The following is a 20,559-nucleotide window of genomic DNA, read 5'->3' as shown; positions in this document are numbered from 1 at the left end:
GGTTTAATGAGATGAAAAAAATCGCGCTTATTATCGGCAGCATGATCGCGGGCGGTATTATTTCTGCGGCAGGTTTTACCTGGTTTGCAAAGGCTGAACCGCCCGCAGAAAAAACGTCGACCGCAGAACGTAAAGTCTTATTCTGGTACGACCCGATGTATCCCAATACGCGGTTCGATAAACCAGGTAAATCGCCGTTTATGGATATGGATCTGGTGCCGAAATATGCCGATGAAGAGAGTTCTGTGTCTGGTGTGCGCATTGACCCGACTCAGACGCAGAATCTGGGGGTGAAAACGGCTACCGTCACGCGCGGGCCGCTGACTTTTGCCCAGAGTTTCCCCGCCAATGTCAGTTACAACGAGTATCAGTATGCCATTGTGCAGGCTCGCGCTGCCGGGTTTATCGACAAGGTGTATCCGCTTACCGTGGGCGATAAAGTGCAAAAGGGCACACCGCTTCTCGACCTGACCATTCCCGACTGGGTGGAAGCGCAGAGTGAGTATTTACTGCTGCGCGAAACGGGCGGTACGGCGACCCAGACTGAAGGCATTCTTGAGCGGCTGCGACTGGCGGGAATGCCGGAGGCGGATATTCGCCGCCTGATCGCCACGCAAAAAATCCAGACTCGCTTTACGCTCAAAGCACCCATTGATGGCGTGATCACCGCGTTTGATCTGCGCGCGGGAATGAATATCGCCAAAGATAACGTGGTAGCGAAAATTCAGGGTATGGACCCGGTGTGGGTCACTGCTGCGATCCCGGAGTCCATCGCCTGGCTGGTGAAAGATGCCTCGCAGTTTACGCTCACCGTTCCGGCACGACCTGATAAAACACTCACCATCCGCAAATGGACGCTGCTACCTGGCGTGGATGCCGCGACCCGTACGCTGCAGCTGCGTCTGGAAGTCGACAACGCCGACGAGGCGCTAAAACCGGGAATGAACGCCTGGTTGCAACTCAATACCGCCAGCGAACCGATGCTGCTCATTCCGTCACAGGCGCTGATTGATACCGGCAACGAACAGCGGGTGATTACCGTTGATGCCGACGGGCGCTTTGTACCGAAACGCGTTGCTGTTTTCCAGGCATCGCAAGGCGTCACCGCGTTACGCTCTGGTCTGGCGGAAGGTGAAAAGGTGGTTTCCAGCGGCCTGTTCCTGATTGATTCCGAAGCCAATATTTCTGGCGCACTGGAGCGGATGCGCTCTGAAAGTGCTACCCATGCGCATTGAGGGAATAACCAATGATTGAATGGATTATTCGTCGCTCGGTGGCGAACCGTTTTCTGGTGCTGATGGGCGCGTTGTTTCTGAGCATCTGGGGCACCTGGACCATCATTAACACGCCAGTGGATGCGCTGCCTGATCTCTCCGATGTGCAGGTGATTATTAAAACCAGCTATCCCGGTCAGGCACCGCAAATCGTTGAAAATCAAGTGACTTATCCGCTAACCACCACCATGTTGTCGGTGCCTGGCGCGAAGACTGTGCGCGGTTTCTCGCAGTTTGGCGACTCTTATGTGTATGTCATTTTCGAAGATGGCACCGATCCGTACTGGGCGCGCTCGCGGGTGCTGGAGTACCTCAACCAGGTACAGGGTAAGCTGCCTGCGGGAGTCAGCGCCGAGCTGGGGCCAGATGCCACGGGTGTTGGCTGGATCTATGAATATGCGCTGGTGGATCGCAGCGGTAAGCACGATCTGGCCGATTTACGCTCATTGCAGGACTGGTTTCTCAAATATGAGCTGAAAACCATCCCTGACGTTGCGGAAGTGGCGTCGGTGGGCGGTGTGGTGAAAGAGTATCAGGTGGTTATCGATCCTCAGCGCCTGGCACAGTATGGCATCAGTCTCGCCGAAGTAAAAAGCGCGCTGGATGCTTCAAACCAGGAAGCGGGCGGTTCGTCGATCGAACTGGCGGAAGCGGAATATATGGTGCGCGCCAGCGGCTATCTGCAAACGCTCGACGACTTTAATCACATTGTTTTAAAAGCCAGTGAAAATGGCGTGCCCGTTTATCTGCGTGATGTTGCGAAGGTCCAGATTGGCCCGGAAATGCGCCGGGGCATTGCCGAACTGAACGGCGAAGGCGAAGTTGCGGGCGGGGTGGTGATCCTGCGCTCCGGCAAAAACGCCCGTGAAGTGATCGCCGCCGTGAAGGACAAACTGGAAACGCTGAAAAGTAGTCTGCCGGAAGGCGTGGAGATAGTTACAACATACGATCGCAGCCAGCTCATTGACCGGGCCATCGACAACCTCAGCGGCAAGTTGCTGGAAGAGTTTATTGTGGTGGCGGTAGTCTGTGCGCTGTTTCTCTGGCATGTGCGCTCGGCGCTGGTGGCGATTATTTCGTTGCCGCTGGGGTTGTGTATTGCTTTTATTGTCATGCACTTCCAGGGGCTGAACGCCAATATTATGTCGTTGGGTGGCATTGCGATTGCCGTCGGGGCGATGGTCGATGCTGCTATCGTCATGATCGAGAATGCGCATAAACGGCTGGAAGAGTGGCAGCACCAGCATCCTGACGCCACGCTGGATAATAAAACGCGCTGGCAGGTGATCACCGATGCATCTGTTGAAGTGGGTCCGGCGCTGTTTATCAGTCTGCTGATTATCACGCTGTCGTTTATCCCGATCTTCACCCTGGAAGGCCAGGAAGGTCGTCTGTTTGGCCCGCTGGCGTTCACCAAAACCTATGCGATGGCGGGCGCGGCGCTACTGGCGATCGTAGTGATCCCGATCCTGATGGGCTACTGGATCCGTGGCAAAATTCCGCCGGAAAGCAGTAACCCGCTCAATCGCTTTTTGATTCGTGCTTATCATCCGCTGTTGCTGAAAGTACTGCACTGGCCGAAAACCACGCTGCTGGTGGCGGCGCTTTCGGTGCTGACGGTTCTCTGGCCGCTCAATAAAGTTGGCGGGGAATTTTTACCGCAGATCAATGAAGGCGACTTGTTGTATATGCCATCGACGCTGCCGGGGATTTCCGCAGCAGAGGCGGCGAGTATGCTGCAAAAAACCGACAAGCTAATTATGAGCGTACCTGAAGTGGCGCGGGTATTTGGCAAAACCGGGAAAGCGGAAACCGCCACCGATTCTGCTCCGCTGGAGATGGTAGAAACGACCATCCAGCTTAAGCCGCAGGATCAGTGGCGGCCAGGCATGACGATGGACAAAATCATCGAAGAGCTGGATAACACCGTGCGTCTGCCGGGGCTGGCGAATCTGTGGGTGCCGCCAATTCGTAACCGTATCGATATGCTCTCAACCGGCATTAAAAGCCCCATCGGCATTAAAGTTTCCGGCACTGTGCTGGCGGATATCGACGCGATGGCAGAGCAAATTGAAGACGTGGCGCGAACGGTGCCAGGCGTGGCTTCTGCGCTTGCCGAGCGTCTGGAAGGTGGGCGCTATATCAACGTTGAGATTAACCGTGAAAAAGCCGCACGTTACGGTATGACGGTGGCGGATGTGCAGTTGTTTGTGACTTCTGCGGTGGGCGGGGCGATGGTTGGCGAAACGGTGGAAGGGATTGCCCGTTATCCAATTAATCTGCGTTATCCGCAAAGCTGGCGCGATAGTCCGCAGGCACTGCGCCAGTTGCCGATCCTGACGCCGATGAAGCAGCAAATCACCCTGGCAGACGTGGCCGACGTTAAAGTCTCTACCGGACCGTCGATGCTGAAAACCGAGAATGCGCGCCCGACGAGCTGGATTTATATCGATGCCCGCGATCGTGACATGGTGTCGGTGGTTCACGATTTGCAAAAAGCGATAGCTGAAAAAGTGCAGTTAAAACCGGGCACCAGCGTGGCATTCTCCGGGCAGTTCGAGTTGCTGGAGCGCGCCAACCATAAGCTGAAACTCATGGTGCCGATGACGCTGATGATCATCTTCGTGCTGTTGTACCTGGCGTTCCGTCGCGTGGGCGAAGCGTTGCTGATTATCAGCAGCGTACCGTTTGCGCTGGTGGGCGGCATCTGGTTGCTGTGGTGGATGGGCTTTCATCTTTCTGTGGCGACGGGCACCGGTTTTATTGCCCTTGCCGGGGTCGCCGCCGAATTTGGCGTGGTGATGCTGATGTATTTACGTCACGCCATAGAGGCCGAGCCGTCGCTGGATAATCCACAAACATTCAGCGAGCAGAAGCTGGATGAGGCGTTATATCACGGCGCAGTACTGCGCGTGCGCCCGAAAGCGATGACGGTGGCGGTGATTATCGCCGGTCTGCTGCCGATTCTGTGGGGAACGGGGGCTGGTTCAGAGGTGATGAGCCGGATTGCCGCACCGATGATTGGCGGCATGATCACCGCGCCTTTGCTGTCGCTGTTTATTATCCCAGCAGCGTATAAGCTGATGTGGCTGCACCGACATCGGGTACGGAAATAAAAGCAGGATACCCCGTTTAACCGTGTGGATTGTGTCTTGCGACGATGGGCACTAAATGTTAAAAGGTGCCCCTCAACAAAAAAGACACACAGGGGAAAGGCGTGAAAAACGCGTCAACCGTATCGGAAGATACTGCGTCGAATCAAGAGCCGACGCTTCATCGCGGATTACATAACCGTCATATTCAACTGATTGCGCTGGGTGGCGCAATTGGTACTGGTCTGTTTCTTGGCATTGGCCCGGCGATTCAGATGGCGGGTCCGGCTGTATTGCTGGGCTACGGCGTCGCCGGGATCATCGCTTTCCTGATTATGCGCCAGCTCGGCGAGATGGTGGTCGAAGAGCCGGTATCCGGTTCATTTGCCCACTTTGCCTATAAATACTGGGGACCGTTTGCGGGCTTCCTCTCTGGCTGGAACTACTGGGTGATGTTCGTGCTGGTGGGAATGGCAGAGCTGACCGCTGCGGGCATCTATATGCAGTACTGGTTCCCGGATGTTCCAACGTGGATTTGGGCTGCTGCCTTCTTTATTATCATCAACGCCGTTAACCTGGTGAACGTGCGCTTATATGGCGAAACCGAGTTCTGGTTTGCGCTGATTAAAGTGCTGGCGATCATCGGCATGATCGGCTTTGGCCTGTGGCTGCTGTTTTCTGGTCACGGCGGCGAGAAAGCCAGTATCGACAACCTCTGGCGCTACGGTGGTTTTTTTGCCACCGGCTGGAATGGGCTGATTTTGTCGCTGGCGGTAATTATGTTCTCCTTCGGCGGTCTGGAGCTGATTGGGATTACTGCCGCTGAAGCACGCGATCCGGAAAAAAGCATCCCTAAAGCAGTGAATCAGGTGGTGTATCGCATCCTGCTGTTTTATATCGGTTCACTGGTGGTTTTACTGGCGCTCTACCCGTGGGTGGAAGTGAAATCCAACAGTAGCCCGTTTGTGATGATTTTCCATAATCTCGACAGCAACGTGGTAGCTTCTGCGCTGAACTTCGTCATTCTGGTGGCATCGCTGTCGGTGTATAACAGCGGGGTTTATTCTAACAGCCGGATGCTGTTTGGTCTTTCTGTGCAGGGGAATGCGCCGAAGTTTCTTACCCGTGTTAGCCATCGCGGCGTGCCGATCAACTCGCTGATGCTTTCCGGAGCGATCACTTCGCTGGTGGTGCTGATTAACTATCTGCTGCCGCAAAAAGCGTTTGGTCTGCTGATGGCGCTGGTGGTAGCAACGCTGCTGTTGAACTGGATTATGATCTGTCTGGCGCATCTGCGTTTTCGTGCAGCGATGCGACGTCAGGGGCGTGAAACACAGTTTAAGGCGCTGCTCTATCCGTTCGGCAACTATCTTTGCATCGCCTTCCTCGGCATGATTTTGCTGCTGATGTGCACGATGGATGATATGCGCTTGTCAGCGATTCTGCTGCCGGTATGGATTGTATTCCTGTTTGTGGCGTTTAAAACGCTGCGTCGGAAAGCGAAATAATAGTGCAGGTTGGATAAGGCATTCACGCTGCATCCGACAACACGATGACAACAATCTGAAGCCGCTCTCATCCATTCGATGAGAGCGGTTTTTTAATTACTGCTTAAATGCTTCTGCCAGGGAGCGAATATCATTGCTGGTTGGCGACTGATGAAGTCGCAGACCAAACTCTTCGACGATCGCAAATATGTGATCGAATATATCAGCCTGAATGCTTTCATATTCCAGCCACACCACGGTGTTGGTAAACGCATAGATCTCGAGCGGTAAACCGTTATCACCAGGAGCTAACTGGCGCACCATTAAGGTCATATCTTTGCGAATCCGCGGATGATTGCGCAGATATTCGTTCAGATAGGCACGAAAGGTTCCAATATTGGTCATTCGGCGCAGGTTTAATACTGACTCCGTAGACCCTTGCAGGCGGTTCCACTCATTAATTTCCTGATGGCGACTGGTTAAATAAGGCTTTAACAAATGCGCTTTATTCAGCCGCTGCATTTCAGTTTCATCAAGAAAACGAATACTGGTGACATCAATACTGATACTGCGCTTAATACGTCGCCCGCCAGATGCCGACATCCCGCTCCAGTTTTTAAAGGAGTCAGAAACCAGAGACCAGGTGGGAATAGTGGTAATGGTATTGTCCCAGTTACGCACTTTGACGGTGGTTAACCCAATATCAATTACTGCACCATCCGCGCCATATTTTGGCATTTCCAGCCAGTCGCCCAGTTTCAGCATATCGTTCGCGGAAAGCTGAATGCCTGCAACCAGACCAAGAATTGGATCTTTAAATACCAACATCAGCACGGCGGCCATCGCGCCAAGACCACTGATCAGAATTGCCGGTGACTGACCAATCAGCAGTGAGATCATCAAAATGCCGACCAGAATCGCGCCGATCAGTTTAATCCCCTGAAATATCCCTTTTAACGGCAACTGCTTTGCCGCCGGGAATTTCTGTGCCAGATTCAAAATAACATCCAGCAGAGAGAAGACAGAAAGCAGCGCATACATCATGATCCACAACTGCGCGCAGGTGGTCAGAATATCTGCCGCTTCGGTGCCTTTTTGCAGCCAGAATACCGCCTGAATATTGACGATAATCCCCTGCAGGGTAAAAGCTAAACGGTGGAAGAGTTTATTCTGGGTAATGATTTGCAGCCACAGCCGTGAACTGGCAATGGCGCGTTTTTCGAAGGTCCGCAGTACCACCCAGTGCAAAATAATATGCACTACAACGGCGGTCAGAATAATAATACCGAAAATCATCACCATCGAGGTGGTGTGATCAAACTCAATACCCGCTAAATCTTCAACCTGGGATATTAAATCCTGCATAACGTCTCCTTTATACAACAGCGGCCTATGATGACGGCTGAAAGGGGGTTATGCAAATCAGGAGAATCTGAGGGAGAATTTCCTGCGAGGGCTGATGGCAAATATAAAATTGCCTGATGCGCTACGCTTATCATGCCTACCTGAATGAATTGGCACGAACTTGTAGGCAGGATAAGGCGGTCACGCCGCATCCGGCATAAACAAAGCGCACTTTGTCAGCAATCTGAGCCGGGATGGGGTCCCGGCTGTCAGGATAATTACACTTCGGTTAAGGTGATACTTTGCGGCAGACGAGATTTCGGCAGCGTAGCGTTAAAATCTTCAACGCTGTGATGACCTACCGGAACAACCACCAGACTGGTGTAGCCTTTCTCTTTCAAACCAAATTCTGCATCGAGGATGGCGGCGTCAAAACCTTCGATGGGTACAGCGTCCAGACCCAGCGCCGCCACGCCCAGCAGGAAATTACCGACGTTGAGATAAACCTGTTTTGCCATCCACTCAGCATCATCATGTAGATCTTTACGGTGCATATCGGCGAAGAACTTGCGACCTTTATCGTTCGCGGCTTTCGCTTCCGGCGTGGCAAAGCGGCCATCGGCATCTTCCTGGTCAACAACCAGCTTCAGCCAGGCATCGTCCATCGCGGTTTTTGCACAGAACACCACGACGTGCGAGGCATCAAGCATTTTACGCTCGTTGAACACGTAATTACCGGCAGCGGATTTGGCAACACGCGCTTTACCTTCTTCCGTGCTGGCAACAATAAAATGCCATGGCTGGGAGTTGGTGCTGGATGGGCTGTATTGCAGTAGAGTTTTGATCTGCTCGGCCTGTTCCGGGGTAAGTTTTTTGCTGGCATCAAATGCCTTAGTGGAATGACGCTTTAAGGCGACAGAAATAATATCCATAAAGACTCCATGTGTAAGTAATTTTGCGTGCCAGCAGATTACAAGGTTCAACGAGAAATGGTAAGCGAGAAAAATGCGCTATAGATTTCCGCTTTAGCCAGGGCGCAGCCTTTTTTGATCGCGTTTAGTTAAGCCATCAACCACTAAATTCCATGAATCGTTGATCAGATCGCGAAGTAACGCTTCGGAGATTTCTTCGCCGGGATACACCGAAATCCAGTGCTTTTTATTCATGTGATACCCTGGCTTAATGCTTGGGTATATTTGCTGATTTAACAGGGATTTTTGTGGATCGGACTTCAAATTGATAAAGGGAACGCCGCGCAGTTCTGACGACAACATAAAAATCTTGCCGCCAATTTTAAACACATCGAACTCCGGGCCAAAAGGCCAGCAAAGCTCGACAAAGGGTAACTCAAGGGCCAGGCGTTTCGCCGTTTCGTGCAGTGATTGCTTATCCATAAACGTTCCTTTAGGCGAAGGAGAATAAGCAAAGTATGCCGCGAAGTTCGGCGATAATCGACGTTTAATCCGCCAGCGAGAACCAGCGTCGCCAGATAAAGCGCAGAACAAAATACTCAATAGCGCCCAGTACTAAAAACCACAGGCAAAACAATAAAGTGTAAAGCTGGCTAAGATCCATCAGATGGAACGTGGTCACCAGTTTTTGTGCCAGCGTCAGCCCCAGTGCGGGGGCGGGCAGCAGCAGGCAAGAGAGGAAAGCCATCAGCAAAATGCCTGCTGCGGTGGTCAAGGTTTCTAAAGGGTGTTTCATGACATTGTTAAATGTAAGTTAAAACACCATTGTCAGGGATATTCTTCTGTAAGGCAATTCCCGGCTTAGTCACCGGCCCAGATCTCACAATGCTTTTTCACCAGCCCAATCAGCGAGCCGCCATCGGCGACGAAATCGCGCATCAGCTGCGCTTCATTCAGACCGCTGACGACCTGGCGATGCAGTGCTTCAATTGCGCTCGATGCGCCAATTTTATGTGCAGAAGGGGCGATTTTTTCCAGTAATCGCAAGGTGTCTTCCGTTAGCGGTCGACGATCGCCAGTGTGCGGATCGGTAATGACGCCTTCCAGCCCATAACGGCAGGCCTGGAAACGGTTGAATTTATACAGCAGGTAATCTTTCTCCTGATGTTTGAACGGGCGTTCCGTCAGTAACCAGTGGGCGGTAGCCTGAATTAATCCCGCCATATTTACCGCATGGCTAAGGGTTAAAGGGGTATCCATCACCCGAACCTCCACCGTGCCAAAATGAGGACTGGGGCGAATATCCCAGTGCAAATCTTTAATGCTGTCGATCATCGTGGTGTAACTCAGGCAGCGAAACAGGGCTTCAAATTGTTGCCAGTTACTGACCCACGGCATCGGGCCATTATCGGGAAAGGCGGAAAAAATATTCGGTCGTGAGGAGGCAAAACGCGTATCCGTTCCCTGCATATACGGCGACGCGGCGGAAAGGGCGATAAAGTGCGGCACAAACCGTGACAAGCCGTGCAGCAAATAAATGGCGTCATCGCCACTGGCGCAGCCAACATGGACATGCTGACCAAAAACGGTCGCCTGCTGAATGAGATAGCCAAAGTTTTCCAGCGTTCGTTGATAGCGTTCGTTATCGCATACCTCCTGACGCTGCCATTTCTGAAACGGGTGCGTGCCACCGCCGCAAATTTCCAGATGATGGTCTGCGGCTGCCTGCAATACGACTTTCTGCATCGCTGAAAATTGCCCGGCAGCCTGGTTGATATCACGGCAAACATCCGTCGCCAGCTCCAGCATACTTTCGGTGATATCGTGCTTTACCTCTCCGGCCGTGATCTCATTTTTAACCGCGTCAATCAGTGTTGAAGAGTCCTGGCTTAAGTCATAGCCCGGCGGATTAACCACCTGCATTTCCAGTTCAATACCGAGGGTAAAAGGTTCAGAAACATGAAAATCGGGTAATGGCATAGGTTTCTCTTATGTTGGCGTTTTCTATTCAGTATAGAAGTGGGAGCGGCTGGGCGAGATGCGGAAGTTCTGGAATGTTTCTTTCTTGTTGTGATTGCGAACTGATATAACAGTTTAAAACATTAGCAAAAGGGGAAGGTCGTGCCGGAAATTAATCAATATGGACAGACGGTCGGCGATGCGCTGCCGGACTGGCAAGGTGCAGCGGTTTTACCGCGTCATTTACTGGAAGGACAATGGTGTCGACTGGAGCCACTAGACGCGCAACGTCACGCAGGCGATCTGTTTGATGCATATGCTCAGGCGCCAGACGAACGTGACTGGACGTGGCTTGCCAGCAGTCGTCCGGCAAGTGTTGCTGCTACCGAGTCATGGATTGCTGGCAAAGTGAATGATCTTTCACTGGTGCCCTTTGCCGTGGTTGATAATCGTTCAGCGCGGGCCGTTGGGCTGGTCTGTTTTATGGCAATCGAACGCGAACATGGTTCGGTTGAAATCGGCCATGTTACCTGGTCACCGCGAATGAAAAATAGCGTGCTCGGTACAGAAGCGATCTGGTTACTTTTGCAATGCGCGTTTGCTCATAATTATCGGCGCGTGGAGTGGAAATGTGATTCGCTTAATCTGGCATCACGCCGCGCTGCTGAACGTTTAGGTTTTGTTTTTGAAGGTCGTTTTCGGCAGAAAATTGTGCGCAAAGGGCGTAACCGTGACAGCGACTGGTTATCGATTATTGATAGCGAATGGCCGCAATGTGGCAAGGTGCTGCAGAGCTGGCTGGCGGAGGAGAATTTTGACGAGCTGGGAGTGCAGAAAAAAAGCCTGGCCCAGTTGCGGATCGGATAATGAATGACGGAAAGTCCGAAACAGGATTTACTGTATAAATAAACAGTTATTTTGCTAAGGAAGGGTAAGATAACGGCGGGTGCCTGAAGCTTTCCGGTTTCAGGTTTACTCTGAGGTCTGGAAAGATGAAGCCCCAGGACGATATTTCTATCAACCCTGGGGCTACCTACCCAAACCTGAACAATTTGGATGGTAGTCCCTTCTTCGCATGGAGGCAATATAAACATGCTGACGAAATATGCCCTTGTGGCAGTCATAGTGCTGTGCTTAACAGTGCTGGGATTTACGCTTCTGGTCGGAGACTCGCTGTGTGAGTTCACCGTAAAGGAACGTAATATTGAGTTCAGGGCTGTTCTCGCTTACGAACCGAAGAAGTAGCCGTTGTGCGGGGAGTAATCCCCGCATATCCGGTTGTCAGGTCAGGGTGGTAAGGCACCTGCTTTACACTTTCGCCCGCGGTCAGTGATGGCTGCGGGCGATTTCGTTTTAAGGGCAATGATCAGTTTTGCCGACAGAAGTCCGAAACAGGATTTACTGTATAAATAAACAGCTATTTTACTAAGGAAGGGTAAGATAACGGCGGGTGCCTGAAGCTTTCCGGTTTCAGGTTTACTCTGAGGTCTGGAAAGATGAAGCCCCAGGAGATATTTCTATCAACCCTGGGGCTGCCACTCCAAACCAGACAATTTGGATGGTAGTCCCTTCTTCGCATGGAGGCAATATAAACATGCTGACGAAATATGCCCTTGTGGCAGTCATAGTGCTGTGCTTAACAGTGCTGGGATTTACGCTTCTGGTCGGAGACTCACTGTGTGAGTTCACCGTAAAGGAACGTAATATTGAGTTCAGGGCTGTTCTCGCTTACGAACCGAAGAAGTAGCCGCTGTGCGGGGAGCAATCCCCGCATATCCGGTTGTCAGGTCAGGAATGGTAAGGCACCTGCTTTACACTTTCGCCCGCAGTCAGTGATGGCTGCGGGCGAATCGCTCCGGGTATTGTCAATTAATCGTGTTGGCACAGCGTTATGACTATCTTTTCTTTTATCTGCCAGTGCACAGCAAACTTCTCACCATCTCGACGAATGATGATCCGCTGTTTATTCCAGTTAATTATTTGATAATTCAGAAAACCTTGTTCTGTCTGTAACTTGCTTGCCTTAAATGCACTTTCTTTTGCTGAAAATGCCAGTGTAAGCGCCATAGGGAAAGGTAAATCGCAACCTGTAATAATCTCGTGTTCAGTGTGGGTAATAATGTTGTCTGTCAATTCTGCCGCTGTTTGCGCAGAAAAAATTTCTTCGATATCAATGCCAATCGGTTGACGAGATACCACGGCTAATGCCGTAGTCCCGCAGTGGCTGATACTGCCATATAACCCCGCAGGCCACACAGGTTGGCGTAGCTCGCCGATTGCGGGCACACATTTATAGTCATATTCCCGCAACGCATAAACAGCAGCGATCCGCCCGGCCAAATGTTCGGCTTTGCGTTTCCGTCCAGCGTGTTGCAGTTGCGCGTAGTGCGGCAGCCAGAGTAAATCCTGCTCGCGAAAACTCGCCGGATCAAACTCAACAAAATGCAGCGTATGTCCGGCAAAGGGGAGGGCGGTATGCGTAGTTTTCATGTCGACCATATTTGAGACTGATGACAAACGCAAAACTGCCTGATGCGCTACGCTTATCAGGCCTACGTGATCCTGCAATATATTGAATTGGCAAGATTTTTGTAGGCCGGATAAGTCGTTCACACCGCATCCGGCATGAACGACGCGCACTTTGTCAACAATCTGACGTTAGCATCAGAAGTGAGTATTAACGCTCATGTACCACGTACGTCCCGGCTCGTTATAGGTATACGCCCCGGCACCGGCAATATAGTTGGCTCCTGCCAGATCGCCTGTGGTCTGGGCATTACCCGCACGCCACAAACGCTTGTCGAACAGGTTGTCCACGCCGCCGGTCAGACTGACATTCTTCGTCACATCCCAGGTCGCGCTCAGGCCAACAATGCTGTAAGGACTGATTTCTTTGGTTTCCGGTCCAACCGCTGGCTGACCTTTATAGTTGTACTTCTTCGGCTGCTGCTTGCCGTACCAGGTGAAGGTCGTTTGCATCGACAAATCTTCCCGTGCCTGCCAGCTCAGCGTTGAGTTCAACGTATATTCCGGGATGATCGACAAACGGTCGCCCGTGGTTTTGTTTTCACTCTTCAGCATATAAGTGATGTTATTGGTCCACATCACCGTTTCGCTAACCGGTACGTTTAACGATCCTTCCAGACCTTCAACCACCGCTTTCGGCACGTTATCCCACTGATAGAGATCGGTGCCGGCTGCGTTTTGCCCTACAGCCACATAGCCCGCTTCAATCTTATTGCGATAATCGTTACGGAACCAGGTGACGCCCGCCAGCCAGCCGTCGCGTTTGAACTCCAGACCAATCTCTTTGTTGATACTGGTTTCCGCTTTCAGGTCATCGTTCCCCTGCAGATAGCAGCCGCCCGCGCTGGCGTAACAGCCCTGACCTTTACTGTAGAGAATGTAGTTCGGGTTAGTCTGGTACAGGCTCGGCGCTTTATAGGCGCGGGCAATGCCCATTTTCAGCGTGAAGTCATCGCCTAAACCTTGCGATATGTTCAGCGCCGGGCTCCAGTTATCGCCAACAATGCTGTGATGATCGAAACGCAGCCCCGGCGTTACGATGGTGCTGTCAGTCAGCTCCATGTTGTTTTCGGCAAACAACGAGAAAATTTCTGCTTTTGAATATGGGCTACGGTCGGTGGCGCTCACGCCATCAATAGCACCACCGGTATTCGTTCCGGTCAGCGCCTGGGTGTTGGAACTTAAGTCCTTCATCCGTTGCTGATTCCACTCCGTACCCAGCGTCAGCGTCTGGTTAACAAGGAAATCAATCGGCAGGTTAATTTCGCTGTGCAGCATCACGTCATCAAGATCGATATCGACGAAATCCTGTGTCGCTTTTTCGTTAAATTTCCCTTCGGTGCCGCCCGCCAGACCTTCCGGAATACGTGAGTTACGCGTGTGTTCGTACTGTACCCAGTTGCTGGTGGTCACGCCGTTATCCCAGCCGCCGTTCCAGGTCAGCGAGTAGTTCTGGCGATACAAGCGGTTGGTTTCATCACCATATTTCGAGCGGGTATAGGAATCGGAGTTGGTGTTCTGTGTGTCGCCCGCATACAGGTTGCCCTGGCGGCTGTAGCCTGCTTCCAGTTCGAGTGATTGCAGAGGCGCGAAGTCCCAGCGAACTACGCCATTAATATCCTTGTTGATCACCCCTTCGCGCCCGGCGGGCAGCGTATCCGCATATGTACCGGCACGCGCGGACTGATGGCCCTGGTTGATATCCCACGCGTCAGCCTGGGTTTTGTCGAGGTTGCCATACAAGCGGAAGCTGAATTCATCGCCCAGCGGACCGGTCAGGCTGAAGTTGGTGCGTTTGGTGGCACCTTCCTCTTTATGTTCTGGCGCATTGAAATAAGCGTCCCAGGAGCCGTGCCACTCACCGCTGCCTTTTTTGGTAATGATGTTAACTACGCCGCCCGCCGCGCCGTTGCCATAACGCGCAGCTGCCGGACCACGCAGAACTTCAATACGTTCAATCATCTCCGGCGGCACCCAGGAGGTATCACCACGGGTATCGCGCTCGCCACGCCAGCCCTGACGTACAGAGTTACGGCTGCTGACCGGTTTGCCGTCAATCAAAATCAGCGTGTTTTCCGGACCCATACCACGAATATCAATCTGGCGGTTATTACCACGTTGACCACTGGTGGAGTTACCGGTCAGGTTAACGCCTGGCATGGTACGGATGATCTCCGACACATCGCGGGCAACGGGGTTTTTGCGGATTTCATCTGCGGTGATGGTCGAAACGCCAGGCGCCTGCAAGTTCTGCTCTGCGGCGGTAACGACAATGGTATCGTCATGTGAAACAGGAGTATCGGTTGGCTCTTGTGCCTGTGCTACCCCATAAATCCCCAGATTGACCAACAAGGCCAGGGAATGAATCTTCTTGTTCATTGTTTTATTCCTGCATTTTTGCCACGAATTGCAACTGTCGGGCATGGTCGTCATCAACACGACGCATCCCGCTACCGCGAAAACCTTTGATCCTGAAAGACACGCAGTGCAGTTGGTTAATAAATGTCCGCGCTTCCCACGGCGCGCCATTACGCTATTGCAAATGCAAATAGTTATCAATAATATTATCAATATATTTCTGCAATCAATGAAAAAAATCACAATAAACATAAGGTTATGATGTGGCGGCGTTAAAGGTGGGAAGTGATAGCTGGTGGCAGTCGAAACATGGCCCGGAATGGCAGCGTCTTAATGACGAAATGTATCAGGTCACTTTCTGGTGGCGTGATCCACAAGGTTCTGAAGACTACTCGACGATAAAGCGCGTATGGGTCTACATTACTGGCGTCACCGATCACCATCAGAACAGCAAGCCCCAGTCGATGCAGCGAATTGCAGGTACTGATGTCTGGCAGTGGACGACACAACTCAATGCCAACTGGCGCGGCAGCTACTGTTTTATTCCCACCGAACGCGATGACATTTTTTCTGCACCATCCCCCGATCGCCTCGAGTTACGCGAGGGATGGCAAAAATTACTCCCCCAGGCGATAGCCGATCCGCTGAATCCACAAAGCTGGAAAGGCGGGCGAGGGCACGCTGTTTCTGCACTCGAAATGCCGCAAGCGCCTCTGCAACCGGGATGGGATTGTCCGCAAGCGCCAGAAATACCAGCCAAAGAAATTATCTGGAAAAGTGAACGGTTGAAAAATTCACGTCGTGTATGGATTTTTACCACCGGCGATGTAACAGCAGAAGAACGCCCGCTGGCAGTTTTGCTCGATGGCGAATTTTGGGCGCAGAGTATGCCCGTCTGGCCTGTGCTGACTTCGCTGACCCATCGTCAGCAACTTCCTCCCGCCGTGTATGTGTTGATCGACGCTATCGACACCACGCACCGCGCCCACGAACTGCCGTGTAATGCCGATTTCTGGCTGGCAGTACAGCAAGAGTTATTACCCCTGGTGAAAGCTATTGCCCCTTTTAGCGATCGCGCCGATCGCACCGTGGTCGCCGGGCAGAGTTTTGGTGGGCTTTCCGCGCTGTATGCCGGACTGCACTGGCCTGAACGCTTTGGCTGTGTATTAAGCCAGTCAGGATCGTACTGGTGGCCGCATCGGGGCGGGCAGCAAGAAGGTGTTTTACTTGAGCAACTTAAAGCTGGTGAAGTTAGCGCCGAAGGTCTGCGTATTGTGCTGGAAGCGGGTATTCGCGAGCCGATGATCATGCGGGCCAATCAGGCGCTGTATGCGCAATTACACCCCATAAAAGAATCCATTTTCTGGCGTCAGGTTGACGGCGGACATGATGCGCTTTGTTGGCGCGGTGGCTTGATGCAGGGGCTAATCGACCTCTGGCAACCACTTTTCCATGACAGGAGTTGAATATGGCATTCAGTAATCCCTTCGATGATCCACAGGGAGCGTTTTACATTTTGCGCAATGCGCAGGGGCAATTCAGTCTGTGGCCGCAACAATGCGCCTTACCGGCAGGCTGGGACATTGTGTGTCAGCCGCAGTCACAAGAGTCCTGCCAGCAGTGGCTTGAAGCCCACTGGCGTACTCTGACACCGGCGAATTTCACCCAGTTGCAGGAGGCGCAATGAGCCAGCATTTACCTTTGGTCGCCGCACAGCCCGGCATCTGGATGGCAGAAAAACTGTCGGATTTACCCTCCGCCTGGAGCGTGGCGCATTACGTTGAGTTAACCGGAGAGGTTGATGCGCCATTACTGGCCCGCGCGGTGGTTGCCGGATTAGCGCAAGCAGATACGTTGCGGATGCGTTTTACGGAAGATAACGGCGAAGTCTGGCAATGGGTCGATGATGCGCTGACGTTCGAACTGCCAGAAATTATCGACCTGCGAACCAACATTGATCCGCACGGTACTGCGCGGGCATTAATGCAGGCGGATTTGCAACAAGATCTGCGCGTCGATAGTGGTAAACCACTGGTCTTTCATCAGCTGATACAGGTGGCGGATAACCGCTGGTACTGGTATCAGCGTTATCACCATTTGCTGGTCGATGGCTTCAGTTTCCCGGCCATTACCCGCCAGATCGCCAATATTTACTGCACATGGCTGCGTGGCGAACCAACGCCTGCTTCGCCGTTTACGCCTTTCGCTGATGTAGTGGAAGAGTACCAGCAATACCGCGAAAGCGAAGCCAGGCAGCGTGATGCGGCATTCTGGGCGGAACAGCGTCGTCAACTGCCGCCGCCCGCGTCACTTTCTCCGGCACCTTTACCGGGGCGCAGCGCTTCGGCAGATATTTTGCGTCTGAAAATGGAATTTACCGACGGGGAATTCCGCCAGTTGGCTATGCAACTTTCAGGTGTGCAGCGTACCGATTTAGCCCTTGCGCTGGCAGCCTTGTGGCTGGGGCGATTGTGCAACCGCATGGACTACGCTGCCGGATTTATCTTTATGCGTCGACTGGGCTCGGCGGCGCTGACGGCTACCGGACCCGTGCTCAACGTTTTGCCGTTGGGTATTCACATTGCGGCGCAAGAAACGCTGCCGGAACTGGCAACCCGACTGGCAGCACAACTGAAAAAAATGCGTCGTCATCAACGTTACGATGCCGAACAAATTGTCCGTGACAGCGGGCGAGCGGCAGGAGAGGAACCGCTGTTCGGTCCGGTACTCAATATCAAGGTATTTGATTACCAACTGGATATTCCTGGTGTTCAGGCGCAAACCCATACCCTGGCAACCGGTCCGGTTAATGACCTTGAACTGGCCCTGTTCCCGGATGAACACGGTGATTTGAGTATTGAGATCCTCGCCAATAAACAGCGTTACGATGAGCCAACGTTAATCCAGCATGCTGAACGCCTGAAAATGTTGATTGCCCAGTTCGCCGCGGATCCGGCGCTGTTGTGCGGCGATGTCGATATTACGCTGCCAGGTGAGTATGCGCAGCTGGCGCAGATCAACGCCACTCAGGTTGAGATTCCAGAAACCACGCTGAGCGCGCTGGTGGCAGAACAAGCGGCAAAAACACCGGATGCTCCGGCGCTGGCAGATGCGTATTACCAGTTCAGCTATCGGGAAATGCGCGAGCAGGTGGTGGCGCTGGCGAATCTGCTGCGTGAGCGCGGCGTTAAACCGGGCGACAGCGTGGCGGTGGCACTACCGCGCTCGGTCTTTTTGACCCTGGCGCTACATGCGATAGTTGAAGCTGGCGCGGCCTGGCTACCGCTGGATACCGGCTATCCGGACGATCGCCTGAAAATGATGCTGGAAGATGCGCGTCCGTCACTGTTAATCACCACCGACGATCAACTGCCGCGCTTTGCCGATGTTCCTGATTTAACCAGCCTTTGCTATAACGCCCCGCTTACCGCACAGGGCAGTGCGCCGCTGCAACTTTCACAACCGCATCACACGGCTTATATCATCTTTACCTCTGGCTCCACTGGCAGGCCAAAAGGGGTAATGGTCGGGCAGACGGCTATCGTTAACCGCCTGCTTTGGATGCAAAATCATTATCCGCTTACAGGCGAAGATGTCGTTGCCCAAAAAACGCCGTGCAGTTTTGATGTCTCGGTGTGGGAGTTTTTCTGGCCGTTTATTGCCGGGGCTAAACTGGTGATGGCTGAACCGGAAGCGCACCGCGACCCGCTCGCTATGCAGCAATTCTTTGCCGAATATGGCGTAACGACCACGCACTTTGTGCCGTCGATGCTGGCGGCATTTGTTGCATCGCTGACGCCGCAAACCGCTCGCCAGAATTGCGCGACGTTGAAACAGGTTTTCTGTAGTGGTGAAGCCTTACCGGCTGATTTATGCCGCGAATGGCAACAGTTAACCGGTGCGCCGTTACATAATCTGTATGGCCCGACGGAAGCGGCGGTAGATGTCAGCTGGTATCCGGCTTTTGGCGAGGAACTGGCACAGGTGCGCGGCAGCAGCGTGCCGATTGGTTATCCGGTGTGGAACACGGGCCTGCGCATTCTTGATGCGATGATGCATCCGGTGCCGCCGGGGGTGGCGGGAGATCTCTATCTCACCGGTATTCAACTGGCGCAGGGGTATCTTGGACGACCCGATCTGACCGCCAGCCGCTTTATTGCCGATCCTTTTGCCCCAGGTGAACGGATGTACCGTACTGGAGACGTTGCCCGCTGGCTGGATAACGGCGCGGTGGAGTACCTCGGGCGCAGTGACGATCAGCTAAAAATTCGCGGGCAGCGTATCGAACTGGGCGAAATCGATCGCGTGATGCAGACGTTGCCGGATGTCGAACAGGCCGTTACTCATGCCTGTGTGATTAACCAGGCGGCAGCCACTGGTGGTGATGCGCGTCAACTGGTGGGCTATCTGGTGTCGCAATCGGGCCTGCCGTTGGATACCAGCACATTACAGGCGCAGCTTCGCGAAACATTGCCGCCGCATATGGTGCCAGTGGTTCTGCTGCAACTTCCACAGTTACCTCTTAGCGCCAATGGCAAACTGGATCGCAAAGCCTTACCGTTGCCTGAACTGAAGGCACAAACGCCGGGACGTGCGCCGAAAGCGGGCAATGAAACGATTATCGCCGCGGCATTCTCGTCGTTGCTGGGTTGTGACGTGCAGGATGCCGATGCTGATTTCTTCGCGCTTGGCGGTCATTCGCTACTGGCAATGAAACTGGCAGCGCAGTTAAGTCGGCAGTTTGCCCGCCAGGTGACGCCGGGGCAGGTGATGGTCGCGTCAACCGTCGCTAAACTGGCAACGATTATTGATGGTGAAGAAGACAGCTCCCGGCGCATGGGATTCGAAACCATTCTGCCGTTGCGTGAAGGTAATGGCCCGACGCTGTTTTGTTTCCATCCGGCATCCGGTTTTGCCTGGCAGTTTAGCGTGCTCTCGCGTTATCTCGATCCACAATGGTCGATTATCGGCATTCAGTCGCCGCGCCCTCATGGACCCATGCAGACGGCGGCAAACCTGGATGAAGTCTGCGAAGCGCATCTGGCAACGTTACTTAAACAACAACCGCACGGCCCTTATTACCTGCTGGGGTATTCGCTGGGCGGTACGCTGGCGCAGGGCATTGCGGCGCGGCTGCGTGCCCGTGGCGAACAGGTGGCATTTCTTGGCTTGCTGGATACCTGGCCGCCAGAAACGCAAAACTGGCAGGAAAAAGAAGCTAATGGTCTGGACCCGGAAGTGCTGGTGGAGATTAACCGCGAGCGCGAAGCCTTCCTGGCTGCTCAGCAGGGGACTGCGTCGACGGAGCTGTTTACCATCATTGAAGGTAATTACGCTGATGCAGTGCGTCTGTTAAGCACGGCTCATAGCGTACCGTTTGATAGCAAAGCGACGCTGTTTGTTGCTGAGCGTACGCTTCAGGAAGGTATGAGTCCCGAACGCGCCTGGTCGCCGTGGATAGCAGAGCTGGATATTTATCGCCAGGATTGCGCGCATGTGGATATTATTTCTCCAATAGCATTTGAAAAAATTGGACCAATTATTCGTGCCGCGCTAAATAAATAACTTTATCTTAAATGCAAATCCATAATTACGATAAATAATTATG

The 20,559-nt window shown here is 52.9% G+C and carries 16 protein-coding genes and 2 pseudogenes; 9 read left to right on the top strand and 9 right to left on the bottom strand.

The window, feature by feature from the left end; genetic code table 11:
• Nucleotides 1-11: 11 nt before the first annotated feature.
• The 3 genes from cusB (at nucleotide 12) to pheP (ending at nucleotide 5,874) form a co-directional block, all read left to right on the top strand.
• Nucleotides 12-1,235: a Cu(+)/Ag(+) efflux RND transporter periplasmic adaptor subunit CusB gene (cusB, locus tag FEK47_RS14855; protein ID WP_135486536.1), complete on the top strand. Its 1,224-nt coding sequence runs from the start codon at nucleotides 12-14 to the stop codon at nucleotides 1,233-1,235.
• An 11-nt stretch (nucleotides 1,236-1,246) separates the two neighbouring features.
• A complete protein-coding gene (cusA, locus tag FEK47_RS14850) occupies nucleotides 1,247-4,390 on the top strand; it encodes a Cu(+)/Ag(+) efflux RND transporter permease subunit CusA (RefSeq protein ID WP_135486535.1) in 3,144 nt (1,047 codons plus the stop codon).
• Between the two features lie 101 nt (nucleotides 4,391-4,491).
• Nucleotides 4,492-5,874, top strand: coding sequence for a phenylalanine transporter (pheP, locus tag FEK47_RS14845; protein ID WP_064529014.1), 1,383 nt, complete (start codon nucleotides 4,492-4,494; stop codon nucleotides 5,872-5,874).
• A 96-nt stretch (nucleotides 5,875-5,970) separates the two neighbouring features.
• Here pheP and ybdG read toward each other — a convergent pair whose 3' ends face one another.
• From ybdG to FEK47_RS14820, 5 genes are all read right to left on the bottom strand, one after another.
• Nucleotides 5,971-7,218, bottom strand: a complete 1,248-nt coding sequence (gene ybdG / locus FEK47_RS14840; protein WP_130223097.1) for a mechanosensitive ion channel YbdG — start codon at nucleotides 7,216-7,218, stop codon at nucleotides 5,971-5,973.
• Between the two features lie 257 nt (nucleotides 7,219-7,475).
• Entirely contained in the window at nucleotides 7,476-8,129 is a 654-nt protein-coding gene (nfsB, locus tag FEK47_RS14835) for an oxygen-insensitive NAD(P)H nitroreductase (RefSeq protein ID WP_130223095.1), read from the bottom strand.
• Nucleotides 8,130-8,222: 93 nt separating this feature from the next.
• Nucleotides 8,223-8,591 (bottom strand): MmcQ/YjbR family DNA-binding protein, encoded by a 369-nt coding sequence (locus FEK47_RS14830; RefSeq protein WP_135486534.1) that lies wholly within the window; start codon nucleotides 8,589-8,591, stop codon nucleotides 8,223-8,225.
• A 64-nt stretch (nucleotides 8,592-8,655) separates the two neighbouring features.
• On the bottom strand, nucleotides 8,656-8,904 hold the full coding sequence (locus FEK47_RS14825) for a DUF1158 domain-containing protein (protein ID WP_000682524.1): 249 nt from the start codon (nucleotides 8,902-8,904) through the stop codon (nucleotides 8,656-8,658).
• A 65-nt stretch (nucleotides 8,905-8,969) separates the two neighbouring features.
• Nucleotides 8,970-10,088, bottom strand: a complete 1,119-nt coding sequence (locus tag FEK47_RS14820; protein WP_135486533.1) for a YbdK family carboxylate-amine ligase — start codon at nucleotides 10,086-10,088, stop codon at nucleotides 8,970-8,972.
• A 141-nt stretch (nucleotides 10,089-10,229) separates the two neighbouring features.
• On the opposite strand from FEK47_RS14820, the gene FEK47_RS14815 reads away from it, so the two are divergent.
• The gene (locus FEK47_RS14815; RefSeq protein ID WP_135486532.1) at nucleotides 10,230-10,934 is read left to right on the top strand and encodes a GNAT family protein; all 705 of its coding nucleotides are present in this window, start codon (nucleotides 10,230-10,232) and stop codon (nucleotides 10,932-10,934) included.
• 11 nt (nucleotides 10,935-10,945) lie between these two features.
• Here FEK47_RS14815 and FEK47_RS25750 read toward each other — a convergent pair.
• Nucleotides 10,946-11,191: pseudogene (locus FEK47_RS25750) on the bottom strand (hypothetical protein); the annotation flags it as partial.
• Between FEK47_RS25750 and hokE (FEK47_RS25115) the strand changes: the two are divergent.
• A complete protein-coding gene (gene hokE / locus FEK47_RS25115) occupies nucleotides 11,160-11,312 on the top strand; it encodes a type I toxin-antitoxin system toxin HokE (protein WP_000956467.1) in 153 nt (50 codons plus the stop codon). The pseudogene FEK47_RS25750 and the gene hokE (FEK47_RS25115) sit on opposite strands and share 32 nt — an antisense overlap.
• A 131-nt stretch (nucleotides 11,313-11,443) precedes the next feature.
• On the opposite strand, the pseudogene FEK47_RS25745 reads toward hokE (FEK47_RS25115), so the two are convergent.
• Nucleotides 11,444-11,693, bottom strand: a pseudogene (locus FEK47_RS25745) (hypothetical protein); the annotation flags it as partial.
• On the opposite strand from FEK47_RS25745, the gene hokE (FEK47_RS14795) reads away from it, so the two are divergent.
• Nucleotides 11,662-11,814, top strand: coding sequence for a type I toxin-antitoxin system toxin HokE (gene hokE / locus FEK47_RS14795; RefSeq protein ID WP_000956467.1), 153 nt, complete (start codon nucleotides 11,662-11,664; stop codon nucleotides 11,812-11,814). The pseudogene FEK47_RS25745 and the gene hokE (FEK47_RS14795) overlap by 32 nt on opposite strands.
• A gap of 122 nt (nucleotides 11,815-11,936) precedes the next feature.
• On the opposite strand, the gene entD is transcribed toward hokE (FEK47_RS14795), so the two are convergent.
• Together entD and fepA are read right to left on the bottom strand one after the other, a co-directional pair.
• Nucleotides 11,937-12,557: an enterobactin synthase subunit EntD gene (gene entD, locus FEK47_RS14790; RefSeq protein WP_138183231.1), complete on the bottom strand. Its 621-nt coding sequence runs from the start codon at nucleotides 12,555-12,557 to the stop codon at nucleotides 11,937-11,939.
• 174 nt (nucleotides 12,558-12,731) lie between these two features.
• Nucleotides 12,732-14,972: a siderophore enterobactin receptor FepA gene (gene fepA / locus FEK47_RS14785; protein ID WP_135486530.1), complete on the bottom strand. Its 2,241-nt coding sequence runs from the start codon at nucleotides 14,970-14,972 to the stop codon at nucleotides 12,732-12,734.
• A 242-nt stretch (nucleotides 14,973-15,214) separates the two neighbouring features.
• Here fepA and fes point away from each other — a divergent pair, with 242 nt between their 5' ends.
• Genes fes through entF form a run of 3 tightly spaced genes read left to right on the top strand, consistent with a single transcriptional unit; the run spans nucleotide 15,215 to nucleotide 20,516 of the window.
• The gene (gene fes, locus FEK47_RS14780) at nucleotides 15,215-16,417 is read left to right on the top strand and encodes an enterochelin esterase (RefSeq protein WP_135486529.1); all 1,203 of its coding nucleotides are present in this window, start codon (nucleotides 15,215-15,217) and stop codon (nucleotides 16,415-16,417) included.
• 2 nt (nucleotides 16,418-16,419) lie between these two features.
• Nucleotides 16,420-16,638: an enterobactin biosynthesis protein YbdZ gene (ybdZ, locus tag FEK47_RS14775; protein WP_000885782.1), complete on the top strand. Its 219-nt coding sequence runs from the start codon at nucleotides 16,420-16,422 to the stop codon at nucleotides 16,636-16,638.
• Nucleotides 16,635-20,516, top strand: a complete 3,882-nt coding sequence (entF, locus tag FEK47_RS14770; RefSeq protein WP_135486528.1) for an enterobactin non-ribosomal peptide synthetase EntF — start codon at nucleotides 16,635-16,637, stop codon at nucleotides 20,514-20,516. The genes ybdZ and entF overlap by 4 nt, the downstream gene beginning before the upstream one ends.
• Nucleotides 20,517-20,559 lie beyond the last annotated feature (43 nt).

The sequence above is a fragment of the Escherichia sp. E3659 genome, assembly GCF_005781135.1.
In the GTDB taxonomy this organism is placed as follows: Bacteria; Pseudomonadota; Gammaproteobacteria; order Enterobacterales; family Enterobacteriaceae; genus Escherichia.
Note: the sequence above shows the minus strand (reverse complement) of the source record. Positions and strands in the feature narration are given on the sequence as shown.